Genomic DNA, 25,606 nt, shown 5'->3' with positions numbered 1-25,606 from the left:
TCAAACCTCGGCGCTTCGGCCCTTCAAGGCGAACATGCCTTGAGGACGTTTCTGGATAAACAACACGATCAGCACGAGCACCGCGATCTTCGCAAGCACCGCGCCCCAGAACGGCTCGATCGTCTTGCTGACAAGCCCGAGACCAAACCCGCCGATCACTGTTCCCGCCAGTTGTCCGACACCGCCAAGCACGACCGTCATGAATGAATCGATGATGTAGCTTTGCCCCAGATCCGGTCCGATATTGCCGATCTGCGAGAGCGCACAGCCGCCGAGCCCGGCGATGCCGGCGCCAAACGCAAATGCATAGGAATCCACGCGAGCGGTCTTCACGCCGACGCACGCCGCCATGCGGCGGTTTTGCGTGACGGCGCGCACGAACAAGCCGAGGCGTGTCTTGGTCAGCACGACCCAGGCGAGCAGCACGACGACCAACGAGAAGCCGAGAATGGTGAGACGGTTGTACGGCAGGATCAGGTTCTGCATGACGGAGACGCCGCCGCTCATCCACGATGGGTTCGTCACCTGCACATTTTGCGCGCCGAAAATCGTACGCGTGGCCTGGATCAGGATCAGGCTGATGCCGAAAGTGGTCAGCAGCGTTTCGAGCGGACGCCCGTAGAGATGTTTGATTACCAACCGTTCAAGCACGATGCCGACGACCGCCGCCGCCGCGAACGACACCGGCACGGCGAACAGCGGATACCAGTTGAATGCGGCCGGTGCGTAGTGCTGCACGAGGTTCTGGACCACATACGTGGCATACGCGCCGATCATCAGGAACTCGCCATGCGCCATGTTGATCACGCCGATCAATCCGTATGTGATCGCAAGGCCCAGCGCCGCGAGCAACAGGACGCTGCCGAGCGACAACCCCGCGAAGATCGTGCCGACAATCTCGCCGCGTCGTTGTATCGAGTTCAGTTCTTCGATGCCTGCCTGCGCCGCGGCCCGCACGCGTGCATCGGGTTCGGAGAAGGTGCCGTCCGCGTTCTTCGCAACGATCGGGCGCAGCAGTTCGTTCATATCCAGGTCGTGACGCGCGGCGACCAGTTCGACGGCTTCGAGGCGCTTGTTGGCGTCGGTATCGTGTAATGCGGTGGTGGCCCAGAGCGTATCGAGACGCTTCTTGAGCGCTGGGTCGGTTTCTTTCGCGCGGGCTTTATCGACGAGCGGTTTGATAGACGGATCGGCGTTCTTCAGCAATTCGTCGATAGCCGCGCGGCGCACAGCAATATCCGGCGATGCCAGCTGCAACCCCGACAACGCACCCGATACCTTCGAGCGCAGCAGATTGTTTAATGTGACCGGTTGCGCATCGGGCGCTTCCACCACTTTGTTGGTGAGCGGATCCTTGTTGCCGTCATCGGTCTGGATCAGCACTTTGCCGGCATCGGTGGCGACCAGCGAGCCATCGGAGAGCGCGTTCAATACCGCGACAGAAGGGGCATCGGCGTTAGCGATCAGCTTGTCGACGGCGGCTGACTTCGCGTCGAAGTCGTCAGCGGCAAGTGGCGCGAGATCATCGGCTGTCAGGGCCGCGAATGCGGCGATCGGCATGCAGGCAATCAGGATTGCGCAGAGGCCACGGCGAGCGAAGCGAAGCATCGAATCAGTCATGAATGGCCTGTCAGGTGGAGCGGAGCGGGGCGTGGCCTGTTGCGTGCTGCCCGGACTCGTACGAACCGCCGCTCTTGTTCTTGTGCTTCGAGCGCGGCGGTTCGATGTTTCAACGTTGGTACTTACCAAGGCTTGATGCCGAGGCCCAAGCCACTCAAGCTCCTTAAGCCACGCGTCGGCGGCGCAGGAAATCCGGAATCGAACTGACGACATCCGGCTTGCCTTCGTTGCCCTGAATGTACGGGCTCCACGGTTGCGCGCGAATAGCGGTCTTGGTGCGCCACACGACGTTGAACTGGCCGTCCGCACGCACTTCACCGATCATCACCGGCTTGTGCAGATGGTGGTTCCCGTCCATCTCGAGCGTGAAGCCAGACGGTGCCGCGAACTTCTGCCCGACCATGGCCACGCGGATTTTGTCGACATCGACGCTCTTCGCTTTTTCCGCCGCCTGTTTCCACATATGGATGCCGACGAAGGTCGCTTCCATCGGGTCGTTCGTCACACGCTTGTCGCCGCCCGGCAGGTTGTTCTTCTTCACCCAGTCGGCGAACATCGCCTTGAACTTCGTATTCTCCGGGTTCTTCAGCGACATGAAGTAGTTCCATGCGGCCAGATTGCCGACCAGCGGTTTTGTATCGATACCGCGCAGTTCCTCTTCGCCCACCGAGAACGCGACGACCGGCACATCGGTGGCTTTCAGGCCCTGGTTGCCGAGCTCTTTATAGAACGGCACGTTGGAATCGCCGTTCACCGTCGAGATTACGCAGGTCTTGCCGCCTTGCGAGAACGTCTTGATGTTTGCAACGATGGTCTGATAGTCCGCGTGGCCGAACGGCGTGTAGACCTCTTGAATGTCGTCGTCCTTCACGCCTTTGGAGTGCAGGAACGCGCGCAGGATCTTGTTCGTCGTACGCGGATACACGTAGTCGGTGCCCAGCAGGAAGAAGCGCTTGGCGGCGCCGCCTTCCTTGCTCATCAGGTATTCGGTGGCGGGGATGGCTTGCTGGTTAGGCGCTGCGCCCGTGTAGAACACGTTGCGCGACATTTCTTCGCCTTCGTATTGCACCGGGTAGAAGAGCAGGCCGTTGAGTTCTTCGAACACCGGCAGCACCGATTTGCGCGATACCGATGTCCAGCAGCCAAACGTCACCGCAACCTTGTCTTGCGAGATCAGTTGACGGGCTTTTTCGGCGAAGAGCGGCCAGTTCGATGCGGGATCGACCACGACCGGTTCGAGCTGACGGCCGAGCACGCCGCCGCTTGCATTGATCTGGGCGATGGTCATCAGCGCAGTGTCTTTCAGCGACGTTTCCGAGATCGCCATTGTTCCGGAGAGTGAATGGAGAACGCCGACTTTAATCGGTCCAGTATCGGCGGCTTGCGCTTTTGTAATTGGCAATTGACCCGCAATCGCGAGCGCGCCCGACATGGAGCCGAACTTCAGGAGACTGCGTCGTTTCATTGTATTTCCCCTTGCCGATATGTTTGTTTGAGGCGGGTGTCTGGTGGATTTTTTTATATCGCTGACGGAGGGTCAGTGGGTTGGACACTGCAAGGGTTATGCCAATCGATGGTTTGTGCTGATGGAAGGTGGGATTGAAGGTGGGACGGGGCGAGAGGGGGAATGGCGGGGTTAATACTGGTGCGCACTTTTGGTGCAGAGGCGGAAGAGACGCCTTGTGGCGGTGCGTCAGGCGTGGGGGTGGAGCGCGGGACCCTGGGGGTGGAGCGCGGGACCCTTCTAAATAAGCAGTGGGTCGTGCCGGGCAGAGTTTCGCCCCGACTTCCAGATGCGAGTTCCGGGTTCGTATCGCAACGACAGCTTCGCTATTCAATATTTTCGCGAGAGGTATTTAAAGTGGGGGCGAGGATTGACTAACCCCAAGATGGCCTCCGATTAAGCAGTCATTCGGCCGGAGCGCCGTTCTTGCCGGCGGCACCCCGGATGCAAGTGCATCCGGGGCCAAACCATGCTCGACGCAGGTTTTATCGATTCACCACCCGCTTCGGCACGCTCAACGCTAGCAACCCGCCCAGCACCATAAATGCCGCGAGCATATACATGCCGCTGGCGTTCGATGCTGTCACTTGCTTTAACCATCCCACGAGATAAGGACTCAAAAACCCAGCCAGATTCCCGAGCGAATTGATCATCGCGATCCCGGCTGCAGCTCCGGTTCCTGCCAAGAACGCGGTAGGCAAACTCCAGAACAGCGGCAAGGTAGTGAGAATTCCCATCGTAGCCAACGTGAGCCCAAGCATGGCCATCGGCGTATTCGTCGACCACACCACCGACACCACCAACCCCAACGCCCCCACAACCGCCGGAATCGCGATATGCCATCGCCGCTCGCCACGTTTATCGGCACTACGCGCAACAAGCAGCATGCCGATCACCGCCGCACCAAACGGAATCGCCGACAACAATCCGATAGTCAGCGCATCGGTCACGCCGGTCGCCTTGATAATCGTCGGCAGCCAGAAGCTCACGCCATAAAGCCCCATCACGAACGAGAAATACGTCAGGCTCATCAACCAGACCCGGCCGCTTTTGAGCACCTCAAGCACGGGCATGTCTTCCTTCTCGACGTTGTCCTTAGCAATATTTCGCTCCAGCAACTCACGTTCTTCAACCGTCAGCCACTTCGCTTTTGCAATGCCATCGTCCATGAAGATGAACACGACAATCCCGACCACGATGGATGGAATGCCCTCCAGCAAGAACAGCCATTGCCACGCATGCCAGCCGTTGACGCCATCGAAATTTTTCATGATCCAGCCCGACACTGGGCCACCGATCAACCCCGATAACGCGATCGCCGTCATGAACAACGTGGTCATGCGCCCGCGCCGTTCAGCCGGAAACCAGTACGTGAGATAAAGAATGATGCCCGGGAAAAATCCCGCTTCGGCCACGCCCAGAATGAAGCGCATGACATAGAACATCGTAGGCGTGGTGATGAACATCGTCAGCGCCGAAATGATGCCCCACGTGATCATGATCCGCGCGATCCACACGCGCGCGCCGACCTTGTGCAAGATGACGTTGCTCGGAATCTCGAAGATGAAATAGCCGAAGAAAAAGATGCCCGCGCCGAAGCCGTAAACAGCATCGCTCAAACCAAGATCCGTCGACATCTGCAGCTTCGCGAAGCCCACGTTCACACGATCCAGATATGCCACCACATAACAGATCAGCAGCAACGGCGAGAGCCGCCACGCGACCTTCTTATACGTCGCCGCTTCGAACGCGGAGGGCGGCGCGCCCGCGCCGGGTCGATGCAAATCACCCGCAGTACTGGCCATTTTGTCTCCTCACTATTTTTATCGATGGGAAAATATGCTGTCGATTTTAGCCGCTCGCTCCAAGCCGCAACCATCTGTTTTCTATGGGGAATACACCGATGATCGGCATCCGGCGGCAAGCACCGGATACCGTTTCACTCATGCTTGAAAGTTGCTCAAAAGCGCGAAATTCGAACGATCAAACGCAGCGCCCGCCGTCCACTTCCAACGCCACGCCGGTGATGAACTCGGCGTCATCGGAGGCAAGATACAGCGCGGCATTCGCAATGTCCTGCGGAGTCGAAAGGCGGCCGAGCGGAATGGTCGCGAGAAACTTCTGACGGTTCGCGGGCGTGTCTTCCATGCCCATGAACTCCGAGAGCAAACCCGTTTCGCCCATCACCGGGTTGATGCAGTTGACGCGAATCCGGTCCGGCCCAAGCTCGACCGCCAGCGCCTTGCTCGCGATAATCACCGCCGCCTTGCTGCCGTTGTACCAGATCAGACCAGGCCGCGGCCGCACGCCCGCCGTCGATGCAATGTTGATAAACGATCCCCCGCCAACCTTGCGGAAGTAGGGCACGAATTGCGCGACGCTGAAGTAGATGCTCTTCACATTCACCGCATAGACGCGGTCGAATTCGGCTTCGGTAATTTCCATCACCGGCTTGTTTCGATGCGTCGTGCCCGCGTTGTTCACCACGACCTGGACGCTGCCGAAGTCTTCGATGGCGGCGTCGAACAGCGTTTGCCAGTCGGCTTGTTTTGTCACGTCGCCGGGGACCGCGATCGCCTTGCCGCCGCTCACCGCAATCTCGCTCGCGACGCGCTCGGCCGCCTCGCCGTTGAGGTCATTCACCACGACGTTCGCGCCTTCGCGCGCAAACGTCTTCGCAATACCTTCGCCGAATCCCGATCCGCCGCCGGTCACAATCGCAGTCTTGCCTTGCAGTCTCATGTCCTCTCCTGTGTTTACTGCTTAACCATGTTTAATGGCGATGGTTTTCAGCACCGTGAATCCATACAACGCTTCGAAGCCTTTTTCGCGGCCATGGCCCGAATGCTTGACGCCGCCGAACGGCAGTTCCACGCCGCCGCCCGCACCGTAGTTATTGATGAACACTTGCCCTGAGCGCACCTTGCGGGCAATGCGCATCTGCCTGCCGCCATCGCGTGTCCAGACGCCCGCGACCAGGCCGAAGTCCGTGCCGTTGGCGAGCCTCACCGCGTCGGCTTCGTCATCGAAGGGCATCGCGCACAGCACCGGGCCGAACACTTCCTCGCGAGCGAGCCGATGCGACGGCGGGACATCGCGCAAGAGCGTCGGCGCCTGATAAAAGCCCGCTTCGGGCGCTTCAGAAACCACTTCGCCGTGCGCGGCCATCGCGATGCCATCGTGTTGGGCATCGGAGAGAAAATCCCATACGCGTTGCTGCTGCTTCGCGCTGATCAGCGGACCGCAATCGAGATCGAGCTTACTGGGGCCCACCTTCAACGCGCTGAACGCCGCCGACAACCGCTCGAGCAGCGGCTCGTACGCCGATCGCTCGATCAATACGCGGCTGCCCGCCGAGCACGTCTGCCCCGCGTTTTGCACGATCGCCGAGACAAGCACGGGCAGGGCGGCGTCCAAGTCGGCATCGGCGAAAACGATCTGCGGCGACTTGCCGCCGAGTTCGAGCGTGACGGGGACGTGGTTATCGGCGGCCATCTTGACCACCGCCGCGCCCGTTGCCGGCGATCCCGTGAACGAGATGTGATCGATGCCCGGATGTCTTGCCAGGGCCGCGCCGGCTTCGTATCCATACCCCGTGACGATGTTCAGCGCGCCTTCCGGCAAGCCCGCTTCGGCGGCGAGTTCGGCAATGCGCAGTATCGATAAACACGCGTCCTCCGCCGGCTTTACGACGCACGCGTTGCCGGCCGCGAGCGCCGCGCCGACGCTGCGCCCGAAGATTTGCAACGGGTAGTTCCAGGGCACGATATGTCCGGTCACGCCGTGCGGTTCGCGGATCGTGAGGACGGTGTAGCCGGTTTGATAGGGCAAGGTCTCGCCGTGAAGCTTGTCGGCGGCGCCTGCGTAGAACTCGAAATACCGCGCGATGCCCGCTGCGTCGGCGTGGGCTTGCTTCAGGGGTTTGCCGGTGTCTCGTGCTTCGAGATGCGCCAGTTCGTCCTGATGGGCGGCGATGATCATCGAAAGCCGGTACAGCACGCGCCCTCGATCGGCAGCGCTTGCGTGGCCCCACGAGCCTTCGTACGCGTGGCGTGCTGCCTGGACCGCGCGGTCGATATCGGCTGCGTTGCCACGCGCGAGTTGCGCGAAGACCTGGCCGTCGGACGGATCGATGACGGGAATGCTCTCGTGGCTTGCCGGCGCCACCCGCTGGTTGCCGATGAAATGCTTTGCCTCTTCCATGCCTGACTCCTGTCTCCGTGGCTGTTGGTTAGGGGGCGCGCCGTCGCGTCAGTTCATTGCGCGGCGCTTCATTCACTTTGTTTGAGGTCATTTACGTTAGCGATCACATTGTCGACAACCTATTTTGCGCCGTTTTCCCGGCTCGCCGCGAACGGCGGAGCGCACTCCTCGATTGGCTATAATGACGCAATTGGGCCGTTTCATGGCCAAACGTAAAACTTCCACGCAGCGTTGCAGTCAGGGCGTTCGCGCTTCGCGCGTGTTGTCGCGTTGCAGCAAAATGCGGCGTTGGTGCGTACCGATACGTTTATCTCCGACACCGAATTTCCACTTTGAAGAGAGTGCATATGAGCTTTAACAACGTACCCGCAGGTAAGGATCTTCCGCAGGACTTCAACGTGATCATCGAAATCCCGGCGCAAAGCGATCCGGTGAAGTACGAAGCGGACAAAGACATGGGCCTGCTCGTGGTCGACCGTTTTATCGGCACCGGCATGCGTTACCCGGCGAATTACGGTTTCATTCCGCAGACGCTTTCAGGTGACGGCGATCCCGTCGACGTGCTGGTGATTACGCCGTTCCCGTTGCTGGCTGGATCCGTGGTTCGGGCACGCGCATTGGGCATGCTGCAGATGACGGACGAATCGGGTGTCGATGCAAAGCTGGTTGCTGTTGCCCATGACAAGATTTGCCCGATGACGGCGCACATGAAGACGGTCGATGACGTGCCGGAATATCTGAAAGACCAGATCAAGCATTTCTTTGAGCACTACAAGGCGCTTGAGAAAGGCAAATGGGTGAAGGTCGAAGGCTGGCAAGGCGTGGACGCAGCGCATAAGGAAATCACGGACGGCGTGGCTAACTTTAAGAAGTAAGTTAGCGACTGATTATGGAGATGTTGAAGACCGCCTGGTCTTGCCATGAGGCAGGACCAGGCGGTTTTTTTATGCTGAAAATCGATGTTGCTGCGATCCACGGCGCTGCCGAGCCATCGCGTAAAAACACCGCGCCTACTAACTTGCGAGTAATCAGAAAGTACGATTTCCATATATTGGTTGCGTATTTACGACAACCCCATCAACGGTCGAAATCTCTCTTTCAGGTTTCGTGTTCTCGCCTCCAGATCAACAAAGAGAGGCGACCTTCCTGCGTTTAAAAATTCTCGACACTCCTGCTGCATCTCCATGCTGACTCCGATACGGCACACCCTGTCTTTTTTCGTAGTTGTTATTTCGTCTGATAAAACCGAAAAAGGATACGCGGCTGAAGTCCGACGACTGCGCAGCGATTAGCCATCGCGATTGATTTGCGACGGAGACTCGCGGTTGTGCGGCCGGAACGATACAAGCATGCGCATTTGAGGCAGGGAACATCATGAAAGAACTCAACGCAGGGACAAGCACTGGCATGGAAAGCGCCTCACTCATGCTATCGGCGAACGCTGCTCCTGATCAACGTTTGCAGCAGGCTGAAGCCGAAGTCCGTCGGCTCATCAGATGCATGGAGATGAAGGACCGGCAGCTCTGCGAGCTGCGCAAGGCGCTTGCGCATTCGGCGACCGTTCACTACTCATTTGAAAATCGCCTGCAGCGTGAACTCGATGCCCTGCGGATCATGATGCCCGTGAACGAGTTCCAGGAGTATCGGGGCAAGTTCGCTCGTGACCGCCCAGAGGAGGGCATCACCGTGAAACTGCCCTACATGACGTTGATACTGTCCGTCCTGATCGATGCGATGTGTACGTTCTGGGCGGACTGCGATTGCGATCATCCTCCGAAGTCTGCGACCGTCGCGCACGCGATCGACGAGCGCCTGGGCTTGAGTTCGCAGCGGAATGGTGATGCTTCGCGCAGCGGGCAGGCCTATGCGTCAGCAATCAGGCCGGACTGGATGAAGGAGGCCGACAATCGGCACCATTGCCGCCCTGCAGGCATGCGCTGATCTCAGGGGCTGGTTGTCGAGACTGTCGCGTGCGTGTGGTCTGTTCTGGTGTCCCAAATTGCGAGGGGCACGTCGCCGCGCTTGCTTCAGTCGAATGCGAATGACCCGGCATGCCGGTATCTGCGAGTGGGAGCTGTCCGAAGCGGGTGATCGAGTTCAGAAGCGTGACTGGATCGCACTGGAGTTTGTGGAACGCGGCAGGGTCCAGATCGATTGAGCACGCAACGATATTGCCGTAGCCCGGTGCGGTGCCAACGCCGATATCGCGCAGATCGAGCCCGAAGCGCCGGTACAGACGTGCAACGGAAGGCGAGACCACGCCGATCACGCGTGTCGCGCCGAACGAGAGGGCGAGCGCCATGGCGTAAGGAAACAACGACATGCCCGACGTTGAGCCGGCTCGATGGTCCGGCAGTCCAGATCCGGCGAATCGCGACATCTCCCATATCGAAGGTAATGACGGCAGTGAATCTGGGCCTGCAAGTTTCGGAAAGACCTCACGCAGCAGATAGGGTCCTGTGGTGGGTATGAGCCGCGCGCACCCGCACACCGCGTAGTCTGCGGACAGTGCGACTAGATGGACCGTAGCGTCTCCGTCGAATTTGTCCCATTCGCTCGTCGTATCGTGGGACGCGCTGGGTATTTCCCAGTGCAGGCGCTGGACAAAGACCTTATGGCGAAAGATTCCGAGATGCTCACGGATATCCGATGGCAGGTCATCAAGCCTGCCGGCGACGATGTATGACATGGGCTCCTCCCTCGTGTTAGGCGTTGACAGCCGTTGACACGACGCTATCAGCGTGTCTGTGCGCCAGAAACTCTGAGCTTTGGGAGGGTGCCGACGAGTAGCCGCGGGCGTGCAGTGATGCGCGCCTCTTATAAGGCGACGGGTTGGAGGTGCGGTGAAAATCGCAGGAAAAACAGATTTAGGGTTTTATGATGCCCTGTATGGTCGCGTGGACTGCAGCGGCCGTCCTGCTGCGGATGTTGAGTGCCTCCATTGCTTCTTCGATGTGGTAGTCAACGGTATGGCGGGAGCACCCAAGGATCTCGCCAATCTCGGCCGAGGTTTTCCCCCGGGCGACCCAGGTCAGACATTCGAGCTGACGCGGTGTAAGCAGGTGTGTCGCTCTTCTTGAAGGTATTTGTGCGAGGCGATGCAGTTCGAAGTGAAACTGTGCGCTGATCAGGTATGCCAGCCGAGAGTTGCTTGCATTGTTGACGGAACGCAGAGAGCCGGACAGGTTGAACAGCAGGATACTGCCATCGCACTGGTGGGCCGGGATACTGATTCCCGCGGGTAGTCCGGCCTCTCTGGCTTCGTCAAGTAGCCGACGCTCGGCTTTGCTCAGCCCGATGATGTCGTGCCACCGGTAGGGAGCCGACTGGAGGAACGCAGCCCGATGAACGGGGTCGGTGGCTGCATAATCCCGGCTTTCGTAGTGCCGCACCCACTCTTGAGGATAGTGTGAGCCAATCATCTCAAGCGCTGTTTGCCGGGTACAGCTCGAACGGCTTCGCGTAACGCGGCTAATCACGTAATGCGGGAAGCCGAGTTTCCCAGCTGCATGGCCGAAAGACTCGACGAGGGAAGGAATGTCAGTGGCATTTGCAAGACGCATGACCGGTGCGCCAGGTTGCAGACGATCAGATGTGAGTGACGGCCTGCGCTGGCCCTCCGTCGAACGGCGTCGAGAGACGTGTTTCATGTTCGCTACCCCGGCGCTGCGCTACAGAGTATGGAAGTCCAAGTGCCACATGAGAACGAGGCCCGTACTCAACGGCGGAGCGGTTCATGCGACACACGTTTCCGGGAGTGAGTCACCAGTCACAGGCCCGCCTACGATTGCCGCAGGTCGCGGCACCGGTATTGGCCAACTCGACACGTACTATGCGCCCGCCCCAGTGCATTCACATTTATTATAGTCTGCAGATTGCCGCGCAGTGAATTATGTAAGGGACTACAACCATACCAATGGTGCAGGTGGGGCAAGCGGACCGAAGCGGGGGCCGAGCCGGCCTAACGATGGCCTAATGGACCAGCAACGCTGCTGCTGAAAACCCTCCGACGCCCCGGGCAAAGAGCAGCAGCGGCCTGCCCGGCACCAGGTCATGACACTGGGCGAGATTGATGAACGCATCGCTGACGGTGACGTGGCCGATGCGGGCAAAATTCTCCGCGAACAGTCGGTCCTGCGGGATGTGAAGCGAATCGAGCAGGCGGCGCCACGCAGGCAGGTCCAGATGGTGAGGCAGGATGCGCTGGATGTCGTCCAGTGTGAAATGTGTCTGTTGGACTGTCTGCCTGATCAGGCTGCGCGCGCTGAAGAAATTCTGCGCTGCCAGGCGCGGTTCGTCATTCGCCAGCACCCCTCGCCAGCCCAGGCCGCTGGCGTGCGTCGCGACCGCAAGCAGGCGGTTCACGGCAGCGCCGCGCTCAACGATGACCGCGAATGCGCCGTCACTCAGAATTCCCCCATCTTTCATTATTCTTTCCGATTCGATCGGCATGACGTCGGCGCCGACGAGCAGGACCCGTTTCAGATGGGGCCGGGCGATGAACATCGCGCGAATCACACGCAGTGCACCAAGGGCGGATGCGCAATGTTGCTGCGCGAACGAGAAGGCCTCGGCGTTGGTGAAACCGAACCGGTCACAGAGCAGGCCGGGTAGCGACTGCGGCGGTGGTGCAATGCTGCCCTGGAGCGTATGCACGTAGACGATGCAGTCGACTTCACCAGGTGAGACACCGGAGGCAAGCAAGAGGCGCTGGATTGCGCTGGCGGCAAGTCCGATTGCGCTCTGCCCATCGGCGCTGCGGTAGTAACGCACCCCGGCTCGCATCAGGTTCTGCACGGTGGCGGTCTTCTGCCGGGTTCGCTCTCCCCAGTTCCGCACGTCGTGGATGCGTCGGGGAAGATGAAATGCGACGTGCGGTATGCCGAGATCGGGAATCATGAGATGGACCGGAAATCGTCGTGCTCATAGAGGTAGGGTGAGCCGTGCGCTTCAAGCAGCGCTGTGCCCACAAAGCCGCCCATCCCGTGGCCCCACAGCAGCACGCGGCGTGTCCCGCAACAGGCGGCGCGGCTGAGCGTGTATGCAAGGCGTACGATGGATTCGGCGGCGCCGAGATGAACCCAATGTTTGTGCTGTACTCCCGTGTCCGGTCGGCCGAGCAGCTCGCATACGGCGTCCGTGAGCGAAGGAATACCCGGGTGCCCGACAACCTCGTCAATTTCACCGTGACGAAGACCGTGTCTCGCGAGCACAGACTCGATCATCGATAGCAGGGTGAATGTCCGGGCATCGGGGGATCCGCCTGCACGGTGGTGGATGTCAACGGGAACGTGCCGAGCTGCAGCATCGAGCAACTGCAAGCCACTTGCGTTGGGGGCGCTTCTTTCAACGAGCAGGGCGCCTGCGGCGTCACCGTGCACGATACCAGGTGCGCATATTCTGGAAAACGGTGGGCGCCACTTCTCCGCCGCGACAACCAGTATCGTGTGGGCATCCGGTTCAGCGACGAAAAGGTCGGACGCAAGCCGCAATGCCGTGAACGGCGACACGCCACATTGCTGCGAGAGCGAAAAAGGAAAGCACGGGGTACCGACTTCGGCACACAGCCGTCCGGCAATCGTGGCCGAAACGTGTTCGTCCGGACTGCTATGGCAGAACATAACGACATCGACCGGGCGTGCGCTGCGCGGGCGGGCGGCGCAGATCACGTTCGCCACTCTTGCGGCGAGTCCCGAAAGATCCGTTTCAGTTTCGACCGGCACCGCGCAGGTCATGTCGGGTGGTGGCAGATCGCAATGCACAGGGAGTGACTCTGCGCTTTCCTCACCCGGCCATGCCTCCAGCCAGTGCCCGTAGTCGGGATGCCAGGACCTCATCCATGCGTCCCAACCGGGATGCCCGCTCGCGCGCAGTGCTGACTCAAGCGCCCTCCATCGGGACAGCGGTATGGGGTCTGGCACCCAAGTCGCTAATGCGGTGATGATGGGCGTGTTCATGCGCCACCCACGGGCGAGCCGGAGTCATTGGCGAGATCAACTGGCAGCAAATCATAGAGTACGCGCCCAAACCGCGATCCGTGCATGACGTGGCAATCGCGCTGCAGCCCGATTAGGCGAAAGCCGATCCGTTCGAGCAGGCGGCGCGAGCGCACGTTGCAGTCCACGGCCCACGCGGTAATGCAGTGCAGCCGGTCGGTTGCGAACGCCTCGCGCAGAAGCGTGGTGGAGGCGACAAACGTCATGTTCCTGGAGGCGGGCCGCCGGCTGTCGCGAAGTACCCAGAACGAGCCGGTGCCGAATGCATGTGCTAGATCGCTGGCGACAACAAGACCGCTTGCGGCCTCCTCGCCCGCGCATCCGAAGACCCGCAGGCGATGTCGACCGCTCTGGATCATGAGCTGCACGGCGAGCACGGGAAGCGTCTGGCGGCCCTGAGCGAAATCGAACCACTGGTTGATATCCGGATCGGCCAGCCAAGCCGCGATGTCATTCACATCGTTGCTCGTAGGTTCACGAAGCCAGCACGAACAGGATCCTCCGCCCGTCTGGCGGGATCCTTCAGTCTGGTGCGCTTCTGGTTGTGCCTGATCTTCGCTGCTCACGTCGAATCTCCTGCTGGTGAATGCCTCACGCAGACGCGGTGAATGTGTGCAGTGCGGCCTCGACCTTCATCAACAGCATCGCAAACCAGGGCACCGTCAGTAGCCGTGCAGCCGGGGGGAGGCCTTCTACGTAGCCATGACCACCGCAAAGCTGCACAAGGTCCCGCGCAATGTCCATCGCTTCGGTGGCAACGTGGCGGGCCATGTGCGAAACGGGGGCGATCTGCGCCTGCGTATCCTGCGCTGCAACCGAGCGGAGAACGAGGTGTATGGTGTGCGCGGACATGAGCATGTCGGCGAGCCGGGCAGCGACAAGTTGATGGGCGACGATCGGCTTGCGGAAGGCCTGTCGGGTCACGCTATAGGCAAGAGCGAAGTCAATGCACTGCTGCATGGCGCCAGAAAGCAGCGCGGCGAAGTAGACGGCTGTATCGACGAGCCATTGCCGTACCGGATCTCGGCTGACGTGGCTTGCGTTCTTGAACTCGCCGAGGAAGGGAGCGTCGCCAGCGGGCACGGTTGTGCATCGCTCGATGTATAACGCGCCGAGCATGGCAACAGGTGCGGCCCCTTGGGTGTTCGGCTCTCCAGGCATCGTCGCGAGCACGAGCTGCGGACGTTCATCGTCCATGCGGATCATTATTGCGGGCGATGCTGGATGTTGGCGCAATACCCAGAGGCCCGAAGCATCGACGTCCGGGATACCCAGCGCAATGGATGTGGTGCCGTCAAAGTAGTGCTGGATATCCCGATCGGGTAGCAGGTCGAGTGCATCGTATTCGCGCAGCGTCAGCAGTGCGGGGCTGCTGAGGGTCAGCTCCGCCGCGCGTTCCAGCGGACCCGCTGCGAACTGTTCAACGACAAGTGCCAGGTCGTGGCGGCTGATTCCCATGCCCCCCGCCTGCTGCGGCAGGATCATCGTCGCGAGGTCGAGCGTCGCCGCGAGCCTGACGCTCTCGCTCCACAGGGCAGGGTCCAGCGGACGGCCCAGCAAAGGCTCGAGGCGCTCGCGTGCAAACTGCCTTGCGGCCATAGCCAGCCCTCGCTGGTCGTCGCTGAGTGCCCAGGATGGTGGTGTCAGGTCTGCCACAACGGACTCACGGGATGCCATGATGTTTCTCCGGATGTCGCGGGCTCACACGAGCATTTCGACGGGTTCGGGATGACTGAGAAAACGTAGCGGGCTTGCCGAGCGCCCATACGCGCCCGACTGTTGCACCACGACGAAATCACCGATATGGACTTCGGGAAGTTCAATGTCGTCCGCAAGACGGTCGAGCGGCGTGCACAGGCAGCCCACCACGTGACAGCGTTCGCGTGCCACACCCTCGGGACGGTTTCCGATGATGACTGGAAAGTTACGGCGAAGGACCTGACCGAAGTTGCCGGAGGCAGCCAGGTGATGATGCATGCCGCCATCCGTGATGACGAAGGTTTTGCCGCGCGAGAGCTTTCGGTCGATCACGCGGCATACGTAGATCCCCGCCTCACCCACCAGGTAACGGCCAAGCTCCAGGATCGGCGTCGTTTCGGGCAGACGTTCGTACAGCCGTGGCAGCCAGTCGTGCATTGCCTCGCAGACTGCCCTCACGTCGAGTGGTGTTTCTCCCGGGAAGTAGGGGATGCCAAAGCCGCCACCAAGATTCACAAACCGCAGCGGTTGGGGCAGAGCGCTGGCCAGCCGGAAGATGAGTTCAACACTCTGGCGTTGCGCCTCGATGACGGTCGCAGCGTGCAAGCACTGCGAGCCCCAGAAGATGTGAAAGCCGGCGAGTCCGACTTCCCGCGCTTCGAGTTCGCGCAGCAGCGCCGGCACCTGGTCGACATCGACGCCGAAGGGCGCCGCACCGCCACCCATGCGCATGCCACTGTGCGCGACCTGAAAGTCGGGATTGACGCGGATCGCCACGCTGGGCGTCACGCCGAGCTCCCATCCGAGCGCGGTGACGAGCTGCAGCTGGGTTTGTGATTCAACGTGCACGTTGACCCCGCTGGCGATGGCACGTCGCAGGTCGTCGTGAGACTTGCCCGGCCCGGCAAAGCCGATTGCGCCTGGCGTGGTGCCGGCATCGAGCGCGAGCGCCATCTCCTGTGCCGAAGCGACATCGAAACCGTCGACCCGCGCGGCGAGGTAGTGGACCACGGCGGGCATTGGATTCGCCTTGATCGAGTAGTGGAGGTGTATGCCGCAGGGCAGCAGGCTGCGCAGTTCTCGGATGCGGGCATCGATCGCTGAGCGGTCGTACGCGAAAAACGGTGTGCGCCCGGCACGGTCGGCCAGCTGGCCCACGTCCACGCCACCGAATTGCAGGCCCAGAGGCCGCCGGATGAAAGTCAGGCTCACGATGATTTCTCCCCTGAAGTGCGCTCAAACGAGGTAAGCCCTGTGCGCAACGCCACCCGGTCGAATTTCCCGTTGGGATTGCGTGGGATCTCCGCACAGCTCACGATGTCTCGGGGGACCATGTAACGTGGCAGGCTCTGCATGCACCAGTCGCGCAGATTATCGACACCTGAGCCACCTGCGAGGACGACGAGCAGCGCGACAGCTTCGCCAAGCTCGTCATCAGGGATACCCACGGCGACCGCTTCCACGACTAGCCCGCTTGCGTGGATCGTTTCCTCGATTTCTTCCGGGCTGATCCGGTAGCCCGAACTCTTGATCTGGGCGTCATTGCGCGCGATGAAATAGAGAAAACCATCGTTGTCGCGCCGCACGAGGTCTCCGGACCAGACCGCCACGTCACGCGGCGTGCCACCCGCTTTTGCTTCGGGCGAAGGGCGATAGCGTTGTGCGCTGCGTGCGGCGTCGTTCCAGTAACCGAGTGTGACGCACGCGCCCACGTGTACCAGCTCGCCGGGTTCATCGGGCGCGCACGGCGAACCGTCCTCCCGGACGACGAGCACCCGCGCATTGGGCACGGCCTTGCCGATCGAGTCGGGCCGCCGGTCGACTTGAGCTGGATCGAGAAACGTGGAACGGAACGCTTCGGTCAGCCCGTACATCAGAAAGGGTGCGGCCTGCGGAAACAGCGCCCTGAGTCTCTGCAGTACCGGCAGCGGCAGGCGACCTCCGGTGTTCGCGAAGTAGCGCAGTGTATTGCGCGGGCCGTCCGGCCACGTCGCGGCTGCGAGTTGCATCCACAGTGGCGGCACACCCGTAATCGCGGTGATGTGTTCCCGCTCGCACGTAAGGACGACATCATGTGCGGTGAGGTAATTCAGAAGCACCGCTGTCGCGCCCGCGGACCAAGCCGAAGTCAGCTGGCTTAGCCCCGCATCGAAGCTCAGGGGCAGGACGGCGAGGATGCGGTCAGACGGCTCGTGACGCAGATAGTCGGCCACGCTCCAGGCACCTTCGAGCAGGTTCCTGTGGCTGAGCATCACGCCCTTAGGCAGGCCTGTCGAGCCGGAGGTGTACAGAAGGGCGGCCAGGTCGCTGTCAATCGTCGCTTCGGACAATTCCGGGATCGGGGCATTGTCGGGGCCGGCGGTCTCGGCGCGCGGCCAGCGATGCACGCGGACCGTGGTCTCGGGGCCCGAAACTGCCGGGTCGACCCCATCGACGAGAATCAGATCGGTTACCGGCGCAACACCTTGTGCAGCGAGGGGACCGGCGCGCAATCCGGTGCTCACGAGGCACCGGGCGCCACTGTCGCGAAGCACGTGAGCCACCTGGTTCGGTTTCAGGAGCGGATTGACCGGGACGAACACGCAACCCGCCGCGCAAGCGCCGAGCATCGAGACAACGGTCTCAATACGTTTGTCGAGAAAGATTGCGACGCGCGCGCCTGGAGCCATGTCGAGGGAAGACAATGCTTGCCCGAACGCGTGGCTGCGCCGCAGCAGTTCGTCGTAGGTCACACGGACATCGCCGCAAACGAGCGCCTGCGCATCAGGTGTGCGGCGTGCTGCTGACTGCACAAGGTCAAGGAGGTTTCTCATGTCCGGGTCGCAATGAAGGTCAGAATCAGTGGCGGATTACCATCGCGCCAAAGCAGCCGGCAAGTCCGCTGGAGAACAGCAGGGAGCAGGAACCCGGTTGCCCGTTTGGCGCGGTGTGTAAGTTGATGAAGGGGTCTGCGCCGAACACGTGGCCGAGGCGCCCGAAATTAGCGGTGAAAAGGTGCTCCTGGGGTACGGAGAGCATGGTCAGTAGGCGGGACCATCCGGGGAGGTTGACGTGGTGAGGCAGGACATGGACGAGTTCATTAGCCGTGATGCCTGCCTCTGCCAGGGCCGCACGCATCGTCGTGAATGCCGACCAGTAGTAGCGGTCATCCGACACGGGCTGCAGGTCGTCGTCGGTGCCGCGGAAGTAGCGACCGTCCGTATAAAGATGCAGCCCCACAATGCAGTTGCGGGCGGTACCACGCTCCAGGAGGATTGCGCACGCCCCGTCGCTGTGCAGCGCAAGGTCCTGGATGGCGCGCAGATGATCGCAGCCCGAGCCGATCACATCCGCGCAGACAACGATCGCCCGCTGGATGGGCAGACCTGCGACGGTAAGCACGCGCAGCATGCGGATGGTGGCGATCGGCGAGACGCAATTTTGCTGCATCACCGAAAATGCGAGTGCGCGATTCAGTCCCATGCGGGACTGAATGAACGCCGCGGTACCGGCCGGCGGTGCGAGGACGCTGCTCTGGATTGTGTGCGTGTACACGAGTGCATCGATGCTTGCCGGTGTCGCGCCGGTGTCTTCGAGCAGGGCGGCAACCGCTTCGCATGCAAAGGTGACCGGTGACTGCGCTGCAGCATCGTGGAATTGCTGCACACCGTTGCGCAGCAATGCACTCGCGCGCGCCTCGGGCAATCCGCAGCGACTCGCCCAGGTGGCCGCATCGACCGTGCGGGACGGAAGGCTGAACGCGATTCCGGACACGGACAGCATGGAGTCGGGCAGGGGCGCAGACATCGCTAGCTCCCGCGAAACTCGAGGATCGCGCAGGCGGCCTGTCCCTGGAAGCCGACAGACCAAAGCAGGATGCGTTGACCGTGCGCCGGAGCAACCGACTGCAACAGCATGTCGAGCTGCACGGGCGCGTCTGCGGCACACAGGTACCCGATGTCCCCCGGGTCCGGATACCACATTCGCTCGGCAGGCAGTCGGGCCCGTGCGTTGACCTCACGTGCCAGGGTTGCGTTGATACGCGGAGGCACGATCCAGTCAAGGGCGGCGGGTTTCAGGCCCGCCTGCGTACACGTCGCGCCGATAACTTCGGCTACAGCCGCTTCGTCAATAAAGGCATCGTGCGGCGGAGTGGAAACGGAGGTGAAGGGTGTACATACCATAACGCTGCGCACGCGCCATCCGGGTCCGGCCCGGCGCCTGACCAACACGGCGGCCGCCCCATCACCCAATGCGGCCAGCGAACCTGTCTGGCGGGAGAATGGCGGCAGCCAGCGTTCAGCCGCGACGATCAGTGTGGTGGACATGCGCTTCTCGCTGGCCATCATGTCGGCCGCCATCTGCAGCGCAAGAAAGAAGGACACGCCCTGGAGCTGTCCGATCGCGAACGGCACGCCCGTCGATCCCAGTTCGCTGTGTAGGCGACCAGCGCACGAGAGCGCGAGATCGTGCTCGAAGCTTGTCGCACAGACGATAATCTGATCCGGCGCGAGTTTGTCTTTCCCGGGGGGCCGCCGGATAGCTTCCCTCGCTACCATTGAGGCCATTTCCGAGAGGAGGTGATGTGGCTCGCTGGCGAAGCGCACCGACTTCGACGAATGATCGACGGGACCGGAGCCTGCCACCTCGCGGCTCCAGCGCAGCGTATCGGCATAAACTGATCGCATGACGGTCTCCCGCGCCAATGAAGGCGTGTCCGCTGGCTGCTCAAACGTCACGTCGGGCTGCACGCGCGCTTGCGGGACGTACCGCGCGGTGGCCGCGATGCATGCTCGCTCGCGAACGTGGTTAGTTGCGACAGACATGGGATTCAACGAAGGAGACGAGGTTGTCGAAACGCATGAACAGATCGGCAGAAAGATCCTCCGGCGCGAGCGTGAAGCCAAAACGCTGCTCGAGTTGAAGAAGCAGGTCTGTCATGTTCATGGAGTCAACGCCGACATCGAACAGGTTCGTGTCGTCCGCGATCAGGTCGGCAGCCATCGTGCTGCCGATCGCCGACAGCAGGCATGACCTGATGGTGGCTGCGATTTCCTCGAATCTGGGGCCGTGCGGGTTATGCGTCATGAGATGTCTCCTGCCCGGATCTGTGGGCGTTGGAATTGTCCGGCGCGCTGGAGCAGTCTCCAGGCACGTCCGTGATGTCCCACGAACGTGCCGTCGATCGCTGCGCTGCCCGCGCAATCATGAGTCGCTGCAGGTCGCCGGTACCTTCCATGATGTCGAACGCCTTGGCATCCCGGTAACCCTGCTCAAGCGACGGACAGGCGGCGATGCCATCGATACCAGCGAGCTCCATTGCAGCGCCCGTCACCCGTGCGGTCACACGCGAGGCGAACGCTTTGGTCATGGAGGAGTCCATTGACGTTGCGATGCCTTGATCCGCCTTCCAGGCCGTGCAGTGACAAAGCAACCATGCAGCCGTGATCTGGCGATCGATATCGAGCAGCGACGCCTGCACACTGGCCACGCCTCGATGCCTGTTCGCGGGCGTGCCGCCCGCATCGAGCCAGACCTTAAGGTCCGTGCGTACTCGCCGACAGGTACCGACCATGACTGCGGAAAGCAGTGGCCTGAAGTAGTCCCAGGACCGCTGTGCACCCGAGAATGCGTCATCGAGCGGCTTTTCGTCGCCGCGGGCGAGCATCGCGTCATCGGTGAGCTCGCAGTCGGTGTACGAGAGCACGGCAAGTTGGGTCGCGCGCAGGCCAGCCATGCGCTCGATGCGCGACACCGTGAATCCAGGTGTATTGCAGTCCACTAGGAATGCACGGATACCGTAGCGGCCCATCTGTCGGTTGATCGTTGCAAACGTGATCACGCAGTCGGCGCGCGCACCGTTCGTGATAAAGCACTTTGTTCCGTTCAGAACCCAGCCACGACCGGTCTTTATTGCGCTGGTACGCATGGCAGTCGCGTCGGAACCACAGTCGGGCTCGGTGATGGCAAAGGCTCCCCAGCGCGGCGCGTCGGATTCGAATCGCCGCAAGAACTGTTCGCGCTGCTCCGTCGAGGCGAGCGCGACGACAGGTGGCATGGCGAGCCCCGGGCCCGGCAAAGCAAGCGCCAGGCTTGCGTCGGCTTCGCCGAGGTAAGCCATCAATGTCGCCTGCGCCACGAGGGACTGGAGGGCCGGGCAGCCCCCGTGGTCTGCAGGCACGAGGTTCATATTCAGAGCTCGCACGTCATCTGAGCGCCACGGAGGACCTCCGATTTTGCCCGTTGCGTCCGATTCGCGACTTACGGCGCGCATGCTGTTGGCGAGCCGTTCGAGATCAAGTCCCCGATCCGCGAGAGCTCTGCCGATGTACTCGATCGCATGGACTTGTTGTGACGTCGGTTCGTCTTGAGTCATGACGTGTTTCCCAAAATGGCGCGCGTGCGCCGAGGCGTAACGTGCACCGGAATCACGGGGCAGTTGCCCGCGTGCCGTTCGTCTAGAGCCTAGGAGCAGGAGCGTCGCATCGCCACCCCCGAACTTTAGGAGGGCGCGGGCCGGCGTGACGTGGCGTAAGGTCGGCCATGTCGCCAGTAGATGACCGATAATGATGTCCCTATTGAACGATGATTGGCCAACCACGGGTGTGACGAATGGCAGCGCGAAAACAGACGACAGCAAAAAAGCCGTTGCTGCAACCCGACAGCAGGGGACCCCGCACGACCAAGCGGGGAGATCGGGTGGCCGAGCTCATCAAGAGCTCGATTACCGATGGAAAGCTGCGCTCGGGCATGCGATTGAACAAGGAAGCCGAGCTCCAGGAAATATTCAACGTTAGTCGGGGTTCCATACGTGAGGCGCTGAAGGCCTTGGAGGTACAGGGGCTCGTGCGTCTGAGTACGGGTCCAGATGGCGGGGCCACGATCACCCGCGTGCCGCTTACCCGCGCTTTCCAGGCGCTGCAGAACTATCTGTTTTTCGAGAGCATGACTCTGGAGGACATTTACGCTGTCCGGCGAGTGCTGGAGCCGCGACTTGCGGCTGGCGCGGTAGAGTATCTGACGGATGCGGAGCTGGACGCGCTGGAAGGCAGTGTTGAAGTGTGCGAGCCGTTTGTCGCAAGTCACGAACATGCGCTTGGCCAGCGACACGAGGACATCCACTTTCATGATGTGTTGGCGGCCGCTAATCCCAATGCATTCCTTCGCTGCGTGTGCCAGATCATCAACCAGATGCTACACAGTCTGGTGATCGTGGCGGGCAACGTCACCCAGCAGGAATACCAGGCGTTCGGGCGGCAGACCGTCGCTGCTCACCGGGCGATTCTGGATGCGGCAAAGCGGCGCGACGCCAGCGAGGTCGAACAACTCATGGCGGCGCACATGGAAGAAGCGGAAGCGCAGCTTCGCAAGGTTCATGCGGCTTTACAGCAAAAGCTGGTACTGGATTCGGATCTTGGTTTGCATGCGGGCAAGAAGGGAGGATCGTGATATGACATTGGGCCCCGCGTCCGATAGGTCCGTATGTTCGCCGGACGCAGGGTCTCAGCGCGCTTTACCGCCAGCAACGGACAATGAAAGTGTACGTGCCAGCTCGGCAAACGGGGCCCTTCCAAAGGCGAGTTCGAGAATGTGGCTTGCCCAGAGCACGAGTGCATCCGCGTGGCGGCCTCCCACGATCTGTATGCCGATGGGCAGGCCTTCCGACGTTGTACCCGCATAGAGGCTGGCAGCGGGAAGCCCGAGCTGATTGCACCAGGCGGTGAAGTGGGGGAACAGTTTGTCACCGCGCTGAAGTTCGGTGAGTCGCATCGCTATGCGCGGATATACCGGACAGATCACGAGGTCGTAACGGTCGAAGAATGCGTTGACGCCGGCGCCAAGCTCGCCCCTCTCGATCAGCGCGCCAAGTAGCGCTTGGCGCGATATTCCGGCACCCGCGTCGGAGTAGGCCCGCAATGACGGATCGAGTCCAGCACCGCCGTCGGCCATGCCTTCGGTGAGCTGGCGGCAGCATGCCGGCCAGAGGGTCGCGTGGATTGCATTGCAGCGATCGATACCAGGAGGGTCGTCTGGCTGGACTCGCGCACCGAGCTGACGCAAGGTATCGGCTGCTCGCATTACCGCGTCGTGGATGGCAGCTTCCGGCGTGATGCCAAGCCCGAGAGACGGACTGTACGCTATGCGGATACCACCGGGCGCCGGCTTGCACTTAAGACCCAGTTCGTAGTCGCTCGCGTCGAACGGCAAGGCGTACCAGTCGCGGCTGTCAGGCCGGCTGATCACAGTCAGGATGCGCGCGGCATCTTCCACGCACCGGGTCACGGGGCCGATATGGCTTAAGAGGCCAAACGGGCCGCGCGGGGCATGCGGGACGCGTCCAAAGCTTGGTTTGAAGCCGAACGTGCCGGTGAAAGCGGCGGGAATCCGGATGGACCCGCCACCGTCGGTGCCGATTGCCGCTGGCGCCATGCCGAGCGAGACGGCGACGGCGGCACCGCCACTGCTCCCGCCTGGCGTGCGCTTTATATCCCAGGGATTGCGTGTCACGCCCGTGAGCGGACTGTCGGTGACGATCTTGTGGGCAAAATCGGGCAGGGTGGTCTTGGCAAAGCAGATCGCGCCTGACTCGCGAAGTCTCGCCACGCACGGACTGTCCTGGGGCGCCGGTACTTCGGCCGTGACGCGTGAGCCGTATCGCGTGGCAAGCCCCGAGACGGCGACGTTGTCCTTGATGCTAACTGGCACGCCGTCGAGGGCGCCGAGGGGGCGTTTGCGATGCCATCGTGCCTCGGACGCCCGTGCCATGTCGAGTGCATTTTCGGCTATCCGGCAGAACGCATTCACGGCGGGGTCGAGTTGCTCAACGCGACGAAGTACGGCTTTCATGACGTCGACCGGCGAAGCACTCCCCGCTTCAAAGAGCGCGTGCAGTTCCCATACAGTCAGATCGCAGAGTTGACTATCCATCTCATTTCCTTATTTATCATCATTAAATGACAATATGCGCAGCGAACAGCTGTGTCAAGGCGAGTGTGTAAGGAAAAATCTGGGGTAAACGAGGTAAAAAATAGTATTGACGCTTATTTTATACTGGCGTAATTTTATGATCATAAAACTGGGGCGCGACAGATATCACTGAAACGGTGGTCTCGGATTCTGTTGTGACGCGATCTTGTCGGCGTTAAGCAATGGCTGCAGCAGGCGGTCACGGGTCGCCGGTATAGCGACTGTGCTAATTCGGAAGGATGGATGTGCAAAACCGCAAGGAGCCCGGTCGTGCATTGTCGGGCAGCGGCCTAGGGACAAACTAACTAACGAAGGCTGGCGCGATCCTCGGCGGCCCTGATCAGTTGTGACAGCGCAGTGCCGAGCGCGTCGGCGATGTCGATCAATGCGTCGACACCGGCGACCGTCTCGGCCCGCTCGATGAATGAGACGGTGTTTGGATGAATGTTGGCACGCAAAGCGAGACCCGCCTGAGTTAGTTTCTTCAGTTTGCGGCGTGCGCGGATCTCCTTCCCGAGTGCCTCGAGCAGTGCTTCCTTGGTCATACGAACTCGATTTAGCTGGGCGAAACGAGTATCGGGGAGCGCATATCTGAAAATTCACAATAAATTGTGTATTTCGTTAAATTTGAGCTAAAATTCACAATATTTTGTGTGTAAAAGAAATCCGACATGTTACGCACGTCGTGCGCCGCGACCGGCAATGAGCGGCTCCAGTTGGGCGCGGGCGGTGTTCGGGCTTTGCTTGAATTGAGAGGTCAATATGGTAGTAATCCTGAATATTTTGAGTTACGTCTCTATCCTTGCGATGATCGCGATTGGGCTTGCCATCGTATTCGGCATGATGGACATCGTGAACCTTGCACATGCAGAGTGGGTCACGATCGGCGCTTACACACTGGCTGTCGTGCAGGCGGTTGCTGGGAAGGAGGCGTTCTGGGTTGCATTGCTGGCGGCACCGCTAACCGGTGCACTCCTCGGATGGTGCCTCGAGCGTTTCATCATCCGGTGTCTCTACGACAGGCCACTGGATACCCTTCTCGCGACCTACGCGATCAGCCTGATCCTGCAGAAGGCACTGGAACTCATCTTCGGCACGCAGCCGATGCTGGTGTACGCGCCGTTCGACGGAGCGGTTCCGGTCCCTGGGGGTAGCTATCCAGCCTACCGGATCTTCGTGATCGTTGTCGCACTCATCGTAACAGCGGGGTGCTGGCTGCTTTTTGCCCGCACGCGCTTTGGTATGCAGTTGCGCGCCGTGATCCAGCACCCGGCGATGGCCGAGGCCACTGGCATCGACACCCGACGCCTGAATCGCATTGCGTTCTGTGGCGGCGCGGCGCTTGCCTCGCTCGCTGGTGTGCTCGTTGCACCTATGGTTTCGGTGGAATCGCATCTTGGCGTCTCTTATCTCGCCAAGGCTTTCTTCGTGATTGTGCTGGGCGGTATCGGCTCGATTGCGGGCAGCATCCTGGGCAGCGCAGTCATCGGCACGGCCGAGACGCTGCTGGGTTATCGCGTCGATCCCTCGCTCGCATCGGCGCTGGTGCTGGTCCTCTCCATCGTGGTGATCCGGTTCAGGCCGCAGGGCCTGATTCCGGGATTCAGCGCGGCCCATCAGCTTCTCGGTAAAGGATAAA

The 25,606-nt window shown here is 61.1% G+C and carries 23 protein-coding genes; 4 read left to right on the top strand and 19 right to left on the bottom strand.

Going from position 1 to position 25,606, the window contains the following annotated elements; translation table 11 throughout:
• From urtB (ACSQ83_RS23595) to ACSQ83_RS23575, 5 genes are all read right to left on the bottom strand, one after another.
• Entirely contained in the window at positions 1-1,620 is a 1,620-nt protein-coding gene (gene urtB / locus ACSQ83_RS23595) for an urea ABC transporter permease subunit UrtB (protein ID WP_436229796.1), read from the bottom strand.
• A gap of 163 nt (positions 1,621-1,783) precedes the next feature.
• Positions 1,784-3,085 carry an urea ABC transporter substrate-binding protein gene (urtA, locus tag ACSQ83_RS23590; protein WP_436229795.1) on the bottom strand — a complete coding sequence of 434 codons (1,302 nt, stop codon included), beginning with the start codon at positions 3,083-3,085 and terminating at the stop codon, positions 1,784-1,786.
• 524 nt (positions 3,086-3,609) lie between these two features.
• Positions 3,610-4,929, bottom strand: coding sequence for an MFS transporter (locus ACSQ83_RS23585; RefSeq protein WP_436229794.1), 1,320 nt, complete (start codon positions 4,927-4,929; stop codon positions 3,610-3,612).
• Positions 4,930-5,107: 178 nt separating this feature from the next.
• Positions 5,108-5,866: an SDR family oxidoreductase gene (locus tag ACSQ83_RS23580; protein ID WP_414948769.1), complete on the bottom strand. Its 759-nt coding sequence runs from the start codon at positions 5,864-5,866 to the stop codon at positions 5,108-5,110.
• 21 nt (positions 5,867-5,887) lie between these two features.
• Positions 5,888-7,327, bottom strand: a complete 1,440-nt coding sequence (locus tag ACSQ83_RS23575) for an aldehyde dehydrogenase family protein (protein ID WP_436229793.1) — start codon at positions 7,325-7,327, stop codon at positions 5,888-5,890.
• Between the two features lie 347 nt (positions 7,328-7,674).
• On the opposite strand from ACSQ83_RS23575, the gene ppa reads away from it, so the two are divergent.
• Both ppa and ACSQ83_RS23565 read left to right on the top strand, forming a co-directional pair.
• Entirely contained in the window at positions 7,675-8,202 is a 528-nt protein-coding gene (ppa, locus tag ACSQ83_RS23570) for an inorganic diphosphatase (RefSeq protein ID WP_213768343.1), read from the top strand.
• Between the two features lie 499 nt (positions 8,203-8,701).
• A complete protein-coding gene (locus ACSQ83_RS23565) occupies positions 8,702-9,268 on the top strand; it encodes a hypothetical protein (protein WP_436229792.1) in 567 nt (188 codons plus the stop codon).
• Here the strand turns inward: ACSQ83_RS23565 and ACSQ83_RS23560 are convergent.
• From ACSQ83_RS23560 to ACSQ83_RS23505, 12 genes are all read right to left on the bottom strand, one after another.
• Positions 9,204-10,016 (bottom strand): acyl-homoserine-lactone synthase, encoded by an 813-nt coding sequence (locus ACSQ83_RS23560; protein WP_436229791.1) that lies wholly within the window; start codon positions 10,014-10,016, stop codon positions 9,204-9,206. The genes ACSQ83_RS23565 and ACSQ83_RS23560 overlap by 65 nt on opposite strands.
• A 178-nt stretch (positions 10,017-10,194) precedes the next feature.
• Positions 10,195-10,890: a LuxR family transcriptional regulator gene (locus tag ACSQ83_RS23555; protein WP_436229790.1), complete on the bottom strand. Its 696-nt coding sequence runs from the start codon at positions 10,888-10,890 to the stop codon at positions 10,195-10,197.
• Positions 10,891-11,299: 409 nt separating this feature from the next.
• Complete coding sequence (locus ACSQ83_RS23550; protein WP_436229789.1) at positions 11,300-12,226, bottom strand: 3-oxoacyl-[acyl-carrier-protein] synthase III C-terminal domain-containing protein; 927 nt, start codon at positions 12,224-12,226, stop codon at positions 11,300-11,302.
• Complete coding sequence (locus ACSQ83_RS23545; RefSeq protein ID WP_436229788.1) at positions 12,223-13,284, bottom strand: 3-oxoacyl-ACP synthase; 1,062 nt, start codon at positions 13,282-13,284, stop codon at positions 12,223-12,225. The genes ACSQ83_RS23550 and ACSQ83_RS23545 overlap by 4 nt, the downstream gene beginning before the upstream one ends.
• Entirely contained in the window at positions 13,281-13,889 is a 609-nt protein-coding gene (locus ACSQ83_RS23540) for a GNAT family N-acetyltransferase (protein WP_436229787.1), read from the bottom strand. Before ACSQ83_RS23540 ends, ACSQ83_RS23545 begins: the two co-directional genes overlap by 4 nt.
• A gap of 25 nt (positions 13,890-13,914) precedes the next feature.
• Positions 13,915-15,000, bottom strand: coding sequence for an acyl-CoA dehydrogenase family protein (locus ACSQ83_RS23535; protein WP_436229786.1), 1,086 nt, complete (start codon positions 14,998-15,000; stop codon positions 13,915-13,917).
• Between the two features lie 24 nt (positions 15,001-15,024).
• The gene (locus ACSQ83_RS23530) at positions 15,025-16,233 is read right to left on the bottom strand and encodes a pyridoxal-dependent decarboxylase, exosortase A system-associated (RefSeq protein WP_436229785.1); all 1,209 of its coding nucleotides are present in this window, start codon (positions 16,231-16,233) and stop codon (positions 15,025-15,027) included.
• Entirely contained in the window at positions 16,230-17,834 is a 1,605-nt protein-coding gene (locus tag ACSQ83_RS23525) for an acyl-CoA ligase (AMP-forming), exosortase A system-associated (protein WP_436229784.1), read from the bottom strand. Before ACSQ83_RS23525 ends, ACSQ83_RS23530 begins: the two co-directional genes overlap by 4 nt.
• A 25-nt stretch (positions 17,835-17,859) precedes the next feature.
• The gene (locus ACSQ83_RS23520; RefSeq protein ID WP_436229783.1) at positions 17,860-18,807 is read right to left on the bottom strand and encodes a 3-oxoacyl-[acyl-carrier-protein] synthase III C-terminal domain-containing protein; all 948 of its coding nucleotides are present in this window, start codon (positions 18,805-18,807) and stop codon (positions 17,860-17,862) included.
• Positions 18,808-18,809: 2 nt separating this feature from the next.
• Positions 18,810-19,688: a 3-oxoacyl-[acyl-carrier-protein] synthase III C-terminal domain-containing protein gene (locus ACSQ83_RS23515; RefSeq protein ID WP_436229782.1), complete on the bottom strand. Its 879-nt coding sequence runs from the start codon at positions 19,686-19,688 to the stop codon at positions 18,810-18,812.
• 121 nt (positions 19,689-19,809) lie between these two features.
• Positions 19,810-20,088, bottom strand: a complete 279-nt coding sequence (locus ACSQ83_RS23510; protein WP_414948785.1) for an acyl carrier protein — start codon at positions 20,086-20,088, stop codon at positions 19,810-19,812.
• Positions 20,078-21,376 (bottom strand): acyl-CoA dehydrogenase family protein, encoded by a 1,299-nt coding sequence (locus ACSQ83_RS23505; protein WP_436229781.1) that lies wholly within the window; start codon positions 21,374-21,376, stop codon positions 20,078-20,080. Before ACSQ83_RS23505 ends, ACSQ83_RS23510 begins: the two co-directional genes overlap by 11 nt.
• A 236-nt stretch (positions 21,377-21,612) precedes the next feature.
• Here ACSQ83_RS23505 and ACSQ83_RS23500 point away from each other — a divergent pair, with 236 nt between their 5' ends.
• Positions 21,613-22,449, top strand: a complete 837-nt coding sequence (locus ACSQ83_RS23500) for a FadR/GntR family transcriptional regulator (protein WP_414948788.1) — start codon at positions 21,613-21,615, stop codon at positions 22,447-22,449.
• A 54-nt stretch (positions 22,450-22,503) separates the two neighbouring features.
• Here the strand turns inward: ACSQ83_RS23500 and ACSQ83_RS23495 are convergent, their stop codons facing one another.
• The gene (locus ACSQ83_RS23495; RefSeq protein WP_436229780.1) at positions 22,504-23,928 is read right to left on the bottom strand and encodes an amidase family protein; all 1,425 of its coding nucleotides are present in this window, start codon (positions 23,926-23,928) and stop codon (positions 22,504-22,506) included.
• A 344-nt stretch (positions 23,929-24,272) separates the two neighbouring features.
• Positions 24,273-24,512, bottom strand: coding sequence for a helix-turn-helix domain-containing protein (locus ACSQ83_RS23490; protein WP_436229779.1), 240 nt, complete (start codon positions 24,510-24,512; stop codon positions 24,273-24,275).
• A gap of 217 nt (positions 24,513-24,729) precedes the next feature.
• Here ACSQ83_RS23490 and urtB (ACSQ83_RS23485) point away from each other — a divergent pair, with 217 nt between their 5' ends.
• The gene (gene urtB / locus ACSQ83_RS23485) at positions 24,730-25,605 is read left to right on the top strand and encodes an urea ABC transporter permease subunit UrtB (RefSeq protein ID WP_436229778.1); all 876 of its coding nucleotides are present in this window, start codon (positions 24,730-24,732) and stop codon (positions 25,603-25,605) included.
• Position 25,606: the final 1 nt, after the last annotated feature.

This window comes from Caballeronia sp. LjRoot29 (assembly GCF_964252755.1).
Taxonomy (GTDB): domain Bacteria; phylum Pseudomonadota; class Gammaproteobacteria; order Burkholderiales; family Burkholderiaceae; genus Caballeronia.
Note: the sequence above shows the minus strand (reverse complement) of the source record. Positions and strands in the feature narration are given on the sequence as shown.

Bases quoted from the DNA above. Each gene is read 5' to 3' on its own strand.
- urtB (WP_436229796.1), bottom strand. From the start codon at position 1,620: ATGACTGATTCGATGCTTCGCTTCGCTCGCCGTGGCCTCTGCGCAATC.
- urtA (WP_436229795.1), bottom strand. From the start codon at position 3,085: ATGAAACGACGCAGTCTCCTGAAGTTCGGCTCCATGTCGGGCGCGCTC.
- ACSQ83_RS23585 (WP_436229794.1), bottom strand. From the start codon at position 4,929: ATGGCCAGTACTGCGGGTGATTTGCATCGACCCGGCGCGGGCGCGCCG.
- ACSQ83_RS23580 (WP_414948769.1), bottom strand. From the start codon at position 5,866: ATGAGACTGCAAGGCAAGACTGCGATTGTGACCGGCGGCGGATCGGGA.
- ACSQ83_RS23575 (WP_436229793.1), bottom strand. From the start codon at position 7,327: ATGGAAGAGGCAAAGCATTTCATCGGCAACCAGCGGGTGGCGCCGGCA.
- ppa (WP_213768343.1), top strand. From the start codon at position 7,675: ATGAGCTTTAACAACGTACCCGCAGGTAAGGATCTTCCGCAGGACTTC.
- ACSQ83_RS23565 (WP_436229792.1), top strand. From the start codon at position 8,702: ATGAAAGAACTCAACGCAGGGACAAGCACTGGCATGGAAAGCGCCTCA.
- ACSQ83_RS23560 (WP_436229791.1), bottom strand. From the start codon at position 10,016: ATGTCATACATCGTCGCCGGCAGGCTTGATGACCTGCCATCGGATATC.
- ACSQ83_RS23555 (WP_436229790.1), bottom strand. From the start codon at position 10,890: ATGCGTCTTGCAAATGCCACTGACATTCCTTCCCTCGTCGAGTCTTTC.
- ACSQ83_RS23550 (WP_436229789.1), bottom strand. From the start codon at position 12,226: ATGATTCCCGATCTCGGCATACCGCACGTCGCATTTCATCTTCCCCGA.
- ACSQ83_RS23545 (WP_436229788.1), bottom strand. From the start codon at position 13,284: ATGAACACGCCCATCATCACCGCATTAGCGACTTGGGTGCCAGACCCC.
- ACSQ83_RS23535 (WP_436229786.1), bottom strand. From the start codon at position 15,000: ATGGCATCCCGTGAGTCCGTTGTGGCAGACCTGACACCACCATCCTGG.
- ACSQ83_RS23525 (WP_436229784.1), bottom strand. From the start codon at position 17,834: ATGAGAAACCTCCTTGACCTTGTGCAGTCAGCAGCACGCCGCACACCT.
- ACSQ83_RS23520 (WP_436229783.1), bottom strand. From the start codon at position 18,807: ATGTCTGCGCCCCTGCCCGACTCCATGCTGTCCGTGTCCGGAATCGCG.
- ACSQ83_RS23515 (WP_436229782.1), bottom strand. From the start codon at position 19,688: ATGCGATCAGTTTATGCCGATACGCTGCGCTGGAGCCGCGAGGTGGCA.
- ACSQ83_RS23510 (WP_414948785.1), bottom strand. From the start codon at position 20,088: ATGACGCATAACCCGCACGGCCCCAGATTCGAGGAAATCGCAGCCACC.
- ACSQ83_RS23505 (WP_436229781.1), bottom strand. From the start codon at position 21,376: ATGACTCAAGACGAACCGACGTCACAACAAGTCCATGCGATCGAGTAC.
- ACSQ83_RS23500 (WP_414948788.1), top strand. From the start codon at position 21,613: ATGGCAGCGCGAAAACAGACGACAGCAAAAAAGCCGTTGCTGCAACCC.
- ACSQ83_RS23495 (WP_436229780.1), bottom strand. From the start codon at position 23,928: ATGGATAGTCAACTCTGCGATCTGACTGTATGGGAACTGCACGCGCTC.
- ACSQ83_RS23490 (WP_436229779.1), bottom strand. From the start codon at position 24,512: ATGACCAAGGAAGCACTGCTCGAGGCACTCGGGAAGGAGATCCGCGCA.
- urtB (WP_436229778.1), top strand. From the start codon at position 24,730: ATGGTAGTAATCCTGAATATTTTGAGTTACGTCTCTATCCTTGCGATG.